Here is an 8,599-nt window from a genome sequence, read left to right on the forward strand (position 1 = left end):
GCTGATTTTGGATCGTTTGAGGCTAATTAAATTTCAATCGTTCCTTTGAAAACGAATTTGGCTGGCCCGGTTAAAAAAACATTGGTAAAATGTTCGTCTGACTTCTCAAAAGAAACCACCAATTTTCCGCCTTCAACATTCAGATGAATTGACGTTTTATCTGTTAAACCAATAGCGTTCATTGCAATTGCCACTGCCGTTGCTCCGGTTCCGCAAGCCAAAGTTTCATCTTCAACACCTCTTTCATAAGTACGCAATGAAAAAGTACTATCGTCTACTTTTTTTACAAAATTAACGTTACTTCCTTTTTCACCATATAATTCGCCATAACGAATTGCGGCACCATTTTCTTTCACATTATAATGTTCTAAATCCTCTACAAGCTGCACATGATGTGGTGAACCCGTATTTAAGAACGTGTAAGAATCGTACTTTTTCACTTCATCCACATCAATCATTTGCAAGGAAATAATAGCATCCTCTCCCACCGAAGCATGATGCAATCCATCTGTTGCAATAAAGGTAGTTTTGTCGTCAATAACCCCCAACTGATTGGCAAAAGCTACCAGACAACGACCGCCATTTCCGCACATCGAACTCTGATTTCCGTCTGAATTATAATAGACCATTCTGAAGTCCGTTTCCGTATCATTTTCGAGTAAGATAAGTCCGTCGGCACCAATCCCGAAACGTCTGTCGCACAGTCGCTCAATCAATTTAATATTATCTTTTGGAAAGAACTCTGAACGGTTGTCAATCATAATAAAATCGTTCCCGGTACCCTGATATTTATAAAATTCTATTTGCATTTTTTTTACATTAACTGACACAAAAGTACGAACAAATAATTAATGAAATGTTAATCATTGTTAAAGAGCGTTAAACCATTTTCTCAGATAATTTTTTGAAGTATTTTTACGTTAAAATAACCAATAATATAAACTGTAATATGAAAAGATTTTCAACCTTATTTTTAGTTTCACTGCTTAGTGGTGCAACTACCCTTGGTGCTTACAAATTATTATTTGAAAGCAGCAATTCTTTTTTTTGGAAGAGGAAATTCTGTTGTTACTCTTGCCCCCAACTCATTTGGAAGAAACGTAGCACTATCTGCTGAAACGGTTGATTTTACAGCGGCCGCAGACAAAACCATTCACACTGTTGTTCACGTAAAAAATGTCTCGCGAAGAACCGTCAGCAATCCTATGATGGAATTTTTCTACGGTTATGGAGGTCAACAACAGCAGGAGCAAGTTGGAACCGGATCCGGAGTTATTATTTCGGAAGACGGATACATTGTAACCAATAATCACGTGATTAAAGATGCTACAGAAATCGAAATTACTTTAAACAATAAAAAATCATACAAAGCAAAATTAATAGGTACCGATTCTAAAATGGACATCGCTTTACTGAAAATTAATGCTGATGAAAAATTGCCTTATACCGCTTTTGCTAATTCTGATTCTGTAAAAATCGGAGAGTGGGTTTTGGCAGTAGGAAACCCGTATAATTTAACGTCTACGGTTACTGCGGGAATTGTTTCGGCAAAAGCCCGAAATCTGGATACTAACGGAATTCAGTCATTCATTCAAACAGATGCGGCTGTAAACCCCGGAAATAGTGGTGGTGCATTAGTAAACACCAGAGGTGAATTGATCGGTATCAATACTATGATCTCTTCTATGACCGGTTCTTATGTCGGATATTCGTTTGCTGTTCCGTCTAATATTGCCCGAAAAATAATCGAAGACATTATGGAATTCGGAAATGTACAAAGAGGTATTTTGGGTGTTGAAGGTGGTGAATTAAACAGTACCGCTTCTAAAGAATTAGGAATTACAGAAACACAAGGTTTCTATATTAGTAAAGTTTCCAAAAATTCCGGAGCCGAAAAAGCAGGATTGGGCAAAGGAGATATTATTATAAAACTTGACGACCAGAACATTGCCACTTATGCAGATCTGTCCGGTTATATTAATACCAAACGTCCTAAGGATGTTGTAAAAGTGACCTATATTAAAGATGGAAAAACAAAAACAGTTCCGGTAACCTTAAGTAAAAATGAATTCTTTAGTACTGAATTTAAAGGAATTGAGCTGGAAAACATCGATGCCTCAGATAAAAAGAAATTCAAAATTGATTATGGTGTAAAAATCAGAAGCATCACGAATGAAAACTTAATGCAGTATCAAAATGAGCTTCAAGGCAATATTATCTTAAGTATTGATAATGTAAAAGCAACCAACATTGAAACTGTTTCTAAACTTTTAAACAATAAAAATGACGGACAAAGTGTGCGTCTTGAAATGATCAGTAAGTCGGGAGAAATTCTCAGAATTATTATTTAAGTCTCCCCGTTTACAGTCTCAGTTTACAGTCATAGTTTACAGTCATAGTTTTCTTTTTTACACTGAAAACTGAAAACTGCGACTGAAAACTCCTAAAAAAGTCATCTTAGAAATAAGGTGACTTTTTTGTTTTCCTTCGCAAATGAGCTCCCATTTTCATTATCATAAGCTCAATTTTTAACTAATTAGGAAAAATTATTTTTTATACAAATTTCAAAAATAAATCATAAAACAGTTTACGAAATCGATTGAAATGGGTACTTTTGCGCAAAATTTAAAAATAGTCGTCTATTTATTTTTTCAATTTAATCAATTATGAGCAAAAAATCTTTGTACCAAAAAGAGGTATCATTACAAGTCGACCGAAGAAGAGCTGGTGTCGAATTAATCAAAATCATAAGCGATTTATGGTATGACAAATCCATTGAAATGGTTCTTTTCAAAAACCAATTACTGGATCAAAATGTCAGCGATATTATCAATTTGCATCAATATGCCGGTGAATTTGTAGGCAAGCCTATCACCATTTTTGATTCAGTGGAAATCGCGAGAGTTATTTTATCTTTAGATCTTCCACCTGCTAAGTTAGATCTTGGAAAACTAACTTACGAATATCGTTTGGAAGATGAAAAGTATCCTGATGCGCGATATTTTGTAATCGATAAATTGAAAGAAGCAAAATCTTCAGAAGAAATTCAACCAAAAGATGTTGTTTTATATGGTTTCGGAAGAATTGGCCGTTTATTAGCCAGAGAATTAATGTCTAAAACCGGTAAAGGAAATCAATTGCGACTAAGAGCGATTGTTACCAGAGACAAAAATGATGCTTCGACATTAGAGAAAAGAGCTTCTCTTTTAAGATACGATTCAATACATGGAGATTTTCAGGGGTCTGTTACTGCCGATCCAAAGAACAATGCATTAATTATCAACGGAACTACCGTTCATATCATTACAGCAAATTCACCGGAAGAAATTGATTATACTTTATACGGAATCAATGAGGCCTTAGTTATTGACAATACAGGAGCTTTTACAACAGAAGAAGCTTTAAAAAGACACTTAACTTCTAACGGAGCCAGTAAAGTTTTATTGACTGCTCCTGGAAAAGGAGTTCCAAATATCGTTCACGGAGTAAACCATAACGAGTACAATCCTGACGAAATTGATATTTTCTCTGCTGCATCCTGCACGACAAATGCTATCACACCGGTATTAAAAGCTGTTGAGGATACTTTAGGAGTAGTAAAAGGACACTTAGAAACTATCCACGCCTATACAAACGACCAGAATTTGGTTGACAATATGCATAAAAAATACCGTCGTGGAAGAGCAGCAGCTTTAAACATGGTCATTACCGAAACCGGGGCAGGAAGTGCCGTTGCAAAAGCATTGCCATCATTAGAAGGAAAATTAACATCTAATGCCATCAGAGTTCCTGTTCCAAACGGTTCATTGGTAGTTTTAAACTTAGAAGTTAAAAAAGCAACTTCGATCCTGGCTATCAACAAGATCATGAAGAAATACGCTTTGGAAGGTGAATTAGTAGAGCAAATCAAATATTCATTGAACAACGAATTGGTTTCATCAGACATCGTAGGAACTTCAGCTCCTTCAATCTATGACAGTAACGCTACAATTGTTTCTAAAGATGGTAAAAATATCGTCTTATACATTTGGTACGATAACGAATACGGCTATAGCCACCAGGTAATTCGTCTGGCGAAATACATTGCCAAAGTAAGACGTTTTACTTACTACTAGGATACACCAAAACCATTCATACAGCAAAAGCCATCAAGTTTTCTTGATGGCTTTTGTATTTTAGTTGTAGTCACTTCAATTCTACCCGATTAAAATGAATCCATAGCACTTTTGTAAACTATATTGGTAAAACTGTAGTACTCTTTACCTCTGAAATTACAAAAACAGTATTGATCAGAGAAACTTCAGGAAGAACTGCTAATTTTTTTTGATGAAAGTGATGAAAACTTTCCATATCAGGAATGACAACTTTCAACATATAATCAAAATTTCCCGAAACATAATTACACTCCACCACTTCAGGCAGATTTAAAATAGACTGATTGAATCCTTCCGAAGTATCATAAGTCTGCTTCGTGAGGGTCACCTGACAATACACCGTTAAATTATTACCGAGTTTTTTCTTGTTCAAAATAGAGACATACTTCTCTATAACACCCTCTTTTTCAAGACGTTTCACCCTGTCATGAACCGGTGTCAGAGATAGATTTATCTTGTTCGCAATGTCTTTTAAAGTATAATGCGCATTTTCCTGTAAAAGTCGTAAGATTTTCTTGTCAATTTCATCTAAAGCCATAACGAAAACGTTTTCATTGATTAATAAAATTTAGTCATTTTTTCTTTTTAGAGGCAATTTGCTTTCCTGAAACAGTATATTTTTCTGTAAAAGTATAAAATAAAATAATATTTTCTTATTTATTCCACATTAATCAATAATATATTCTCTATCTGTAGTTTTGTAAAACAATTTCAACAAAAAATAAAAAAGATAACAAAATGATAATAGGTGTTCCAAAAGAAATCAAAAACAATGAGAACCGTGTAGCATTAACTCCTGCAGGAGTTTCTGAAATGAAAAAACACGGACATACTGTTTACGTACAAGCTACAGCCGGTTTAGGAAGTGGTTTCAGTGATGATGAATATGCAAATGCAGGTGCGGTAGTTTTAGGAACTATTGAAGAAGTATATGCCATTGCAGAAATGATTATTAAAGTAAAAGAGCCTATTGCTTCTGAATACCCATTAATCAAAAAAGATCAATTATTATTCACATACTTCCACTTTGCTTCATCAGAGCCATTAACTCATGCTATGCTTGAGAAAGGTGCTGTATGTTTAGCTTACGAAACAGTTGAAAAAGCAGACCGCAGTTTACCATTATTAGTACCAATGTCTGAAGTTGCAGGTCGTATGGCTATCCAACAAGGGGCAAAATACCTTGAAAAACCATTAAAAGGAAGAGGAATTCTTTTAGGAGGTGTTCCAGGTGTTCCACCAGCAAAAGTATTGGTTTTAGGAGGAGGAATCGTAGGAACTCAAGCTGCTAAAATGGCTGCTGGTTTAGGTGCTCAGGTTACTATCATGGATTTAAGCTTACCACGTTTACGTTATTTAGATGATATCATGCCAGCTAACGTGAACACAGAAATGTCTAACCACTACAATATCACTAAAGCAATCGCTACAGCTGATTTAATTGTTGGTGCCGTTTTGATCCCGGGAGCAAAAGCACCTCACTTAATTACTCGTGACATGTTAAAATTAATGCGTCCAGGAACTGTTGTTGTTGACGTAGCTGTAGATCAGGGTGGATGTATCGAGACTTGTACTCCTACAACTCACGAAAACCCAACTTTCATCATCGATGATATTGTTCACTATTGTGTAGCAAATATGCCGGGAGCTGTTCCTTACACTTCTACTTTAGCTTTAACAAATGCTACTTTACCTTATGCTGTACAATTAGCAAACAAAGGATGGGAGACAGCTTGTAACGAAAACGAAGAATTGAAAAAAGGATTAAACATTGCTAATGGAAAAATCCTTTACAAAGGAGTTGCTGAAGCGTGGAATTTACCTTTCGACGAAGAAATAGTGTTAGCAAACGCATAGTGCTAACATTAAAATAAGTGCTTACTAAATCACTATCAAAAGGCTTTTCTTAATTGAAAAGCCTTTTTTTTTACGCATAAAAAAACCTGTCACAAAACATGACAGGTTCTATATAGCTTTCAAGTACAGAAGAACTATTTTTCATCCAGAACTTCCTGCAACACTTTTGCTTCTGTTCCATTTGGAAAAGTTACTTTAATTTTTTGGGCTATTGTCGGCGCAATTTCAGTTATAGCCTTTTTGTCGTATGACTCACCTTTTTTAATATGCCATCCATAAAAAATAGCCGGCACATGTGTATCATAACTATAAGGAGTTCCATGTGATGTTCCTGTAGTAGAATATTCAATATTTCCAGGTTTATCAAGGATAATCAAATCTCCGTTTTGAGTTACATCATAACCTTTCGCTATAAAATCAAGATAATAATCCTTTCCGGAATTTGCTAAAATTTCCTCTTCTGTATATGCTCTTTTAACTTGTGGCTGTGAAATCAAAAACTCTTTAAAACTCTGCTTCACTTTTACTAAATCAAGTCCTTTTTTCTTAAGAACTGGCTTATTCAAAAACACATTAAAGTTCGAATAATTTAAAATCAAATCAACACCAAATGTTTTCACTGAAAAATCCTGCAGACTCTTTCTAACATCCTTAACCGGATAATTGTTTACATTATATTTTCGATCCTTTAAATAGATCACATTCTCAGCACCCGCATGATCAGCTGTTAAAAATAACAAATAATTATCTTTCCCAACCGTTTTATCTAAATAATTTAAAAAGTCAGCAATTGTTTGATCCAATCTTAAATAAGTATCCTGAAGTTCCATCGATCTTGGTCCAAGTAAATGTCCCACATAATCTGTAGAAGAAAAACTTACTGTTAGAAAATCAGTTATACTATCTTTCCCTAACTCTTCCTTCTCGATAGCCTTCATCGCAAATTCTGCCAACAAGTCATTTCCATAAGGAGTAGCTCTCAAAACCCCTGCGTCATTCTTCTCATACATACCCTTTAAATCATAAGGAAAAACCGGCGCAGCACTTCCATACAACTTCCCTTCGTATGGATTATTATCCGGTAAACTCTCATTATAAACTGAAAGTGGCTTATACAAATCCCATCCTTTATTGATATACGTCATATAACGCTTTTCATTATTGAATTCCGAAACCCATTCTGGTAACTTTTCACCATAAAAAGTACTCGAAATAAAAGAACCTGTCTTACTGTACCAGAAAGCCCAATTCGCAAAATGTCCGGCTGGTAAAATCGCTCCACGATCTTTCAAACTCATTCCGATCACTTTACCTTCAAAATTAGTCCCCATTCTCACTTCATCAGTAATAGTAGTACTTAGTAAGTTTTTAGGAGACATCGCGCCTTCTTCAGCAGTACCATCGCCTACTGTTTTCACACTAGCATCATCCGTGCAATAGGTATCTTTACCAAGTGTTCTGCTAAACCATTCATTTCCTACAATTCCATGAGTTGCCGGTGTGGTCCCCGTATAAATAGACGCATGACCAGGAGCAGTGTAAGTAGGCATATAATTGTAATGCATATTCTGAAAAGTATATCCATTATTCATCAATCTCTTAAATCCATTAGACGAAAAATCATCTGAGAACCGATACAAATATTCCATTTTCATCTGGTCTACCACAATACCTACCACCAACTTAGGGCGCTGCTGAGCACTTAAATTTGAAATTACAAACAGTGTCAACAATACAATAGTTTTTTTCATACTTAATTTATAATGTTTCAAACAAAAATACTCAATAGCATTTAAAAAAATCTATCACACCATCTTAAAAAACAAAAAATGACTGTATTTTAACAAAAACAAAATTAATAGATCAATTATGGCGTTCCCCTTTGGGTCGGGCTGTCCGCTAAATCTTTTGCGATAGAAGTTTCAGGGAATTTTTAGAAATATGGACATCGCAAAAGGATATCGCTTCCATCCCTAACGCAGTCTATGATAAAAAGAATATTTAAAGAAAAAAAGAACTAAAGTTTTTAACCGCAAAGTCCGCAAAGGTTTACGCAAAGCACACAAGGAAAAAGGGCTGAAAGCCCGAAAAGCAGAGAGCATGGTGCGAAGCATTATGAACCAAAATGAACAATAAATATCGCCCTGAAAGGGCAAAAGCCATCTACAGCCAATAAAAAATCCGTCTTAATCCGCGTTTTCGCCTAGCGAATCCGTATCATCCGCGTTTTATTTTTTAATCGCAAAGATTTACACAAAGCGCATAAGGATTTAAAAATAGTATAAAACAAAAAACCCTATCCGAATTGGATAGGGTTCTTCAAAAGAAAGGCGACGACATACTCTCCCACATAACTGCAGTACCATCTGCGCAGGCGGGCTTAACTTCTCTGTTCGGGATGGGAAGAGGTGAGCCCCGCCGCAATAACCACCTTAAGGCTGTTAGTTGCTTGGGCAACTTTTTAATTGACAATTGATAATTAACAATTGATAATTAAAACAATATTTTAACATACTGAGATAAAGAAACAAATAAGTTTTTTAGTTAAGAAAGTTCTCTCCCTCCGATTGCTCGGAGGGAAAAGGGTG

The 8,599-nt window shown here is 35.4% G+C and carries 5 protein-coding genes, 1 rRNA gene and 1 pseudogene; 3 read left to right on the forward strand and 4 right to left on the reverse strand.

Annotated features, from left to right (window positions below):
- Positions 1-26: 26 nt before the first annotated feature.
- Entirely contained in the window at positions 27-809 is a 783-nt protein-coding gene (dapF, locus tag C245_RS0121250) for a diaminopimelate epimerase (protein ID WP_017498635.1), read from the reverse strand.
- Positions 810-949: 140 nt separating this feature from the next.
- Between dapF and C245_RS23375 the strand changes: the two are divergent.
- Both C245_RS23375 and C245_RS0121260 read left to right on the forward strand, forming a co-directional pair.
- Positions 950-2,351 (forward strand): annotated as a pseudogene (locus tag C245_RS23375) (trypsin-like peptidase domain-containing protein).
- Positions 2,352-2,666: 315 nt separating this feature from the next.
- Complete coding sequence (locus tag C245_RS0121260; protein ID WP_017498636.1) at positions 2,667-4,115, forward strand: glyceraldehyde-3-phosphate dehydrogenase; 1,449 nt, start codon at positions 2,667-2,669, stop codon at positions 4,113-4,115.
- Between the two features lie 118 nt (positions 4,116-4,233).
- Here the strand turns inward: C245_RS0121260 and C245_RS0121265 are convergent, their stop codons facing one another.
- Positions 4,234-4,692, reverse strand: a complete 459-nt coding sequence (locus C245_RS0121265) for an Lrp/AsnC family transcriptional regulator (RefSeq protein WP_017498637.1) — start codon at positions 4,690-4,692, stop codon at positions 4,234-4,236.
- A 200-nt stretch (positions 4,693-4,892) separates the two neighbouring features.
- Between C245_RS0121265 and ald the strand changes: the two genes are divergently transcribed.
- Complete coding sequence (ald, locus tag C245_RS0121270; protein WP_017498638.1) at positions 4,893-6,011, forward strand: alanine dehydrogenase; 1,119 nt, start codon at positions 4,893-4,895, stop codon at positions 6,009-6,011.
- Between the two features lie 134 nt (positions 6,012-6,145).
- Here the strand turns inward: ald and pafA are convergent, their stop codons facing one another.
- Positions 6,146-7,762 (reverse strand): alkaline phosphatase PafA, encoded by a 1,617-nt coding sequence (gene pafA / locus C245_RS0121275; protein WP_017498639.1) that lies wholly within the window; start codon positions 7,760-7,762, stop codon positions 6,146-6,148.
- 574 nt (positions 7,763-8,336) lie between these two features.
- Positions 8,337-8,446 (reverse strand): 5S ribosomal RNA (gene rrf / locus C245_RS0121280).
- Positions 8,447-8,599 lie beyond the last annotated feature (153 nt).

The organism is Flavobacterium sp. WG21, assembly GCF_000335775.1.
In the GTDB taxonomy this organism is placed as follows: domain Bacteria; phylum Bacteroidota; class Bacteroidia; order Flavobacteriales; family Flavobacteriaceae; genus Flavobacterium; species Flavobacterium tructae.

Bases quoted from the DNA above. Each gene is read 5' to 3' on its own strand.
- dapF (WP_017498635.1), bottom strand. From the start codon at position 809: ATGCAAATAGAATTTTATAAATATCAGGGTACCGGGAACGATTTTATT.
- C245_RS0121260 (WP_017498636.1), top strand. From the start codon at position 2,667: ATGAGCAAAAAATCTTTGTACCAAAAAGAGGTATCATTACAAGTCGAC.
- C245_RS0121265 (WP_017498637.1), bottom strand. From the start codon at position 4,692: ATGGCTTTAGATGAAATTGACAAGAAAATCTTACGACTTTTACAGGAA.
- ald (WP_017498638.1), top strand. From the start codon at position 4,893: ATGATAATAGGTGTTCCAAAAGAAATCAAAAACAATGAGAACCGTGTA.
- pafA (WP_017498639.1), bottom strand. From the start codon at position 7,762: ATGAAAAAAACTATTGTATTGTTGACACTGTTTGTAATTTCAAATTTA.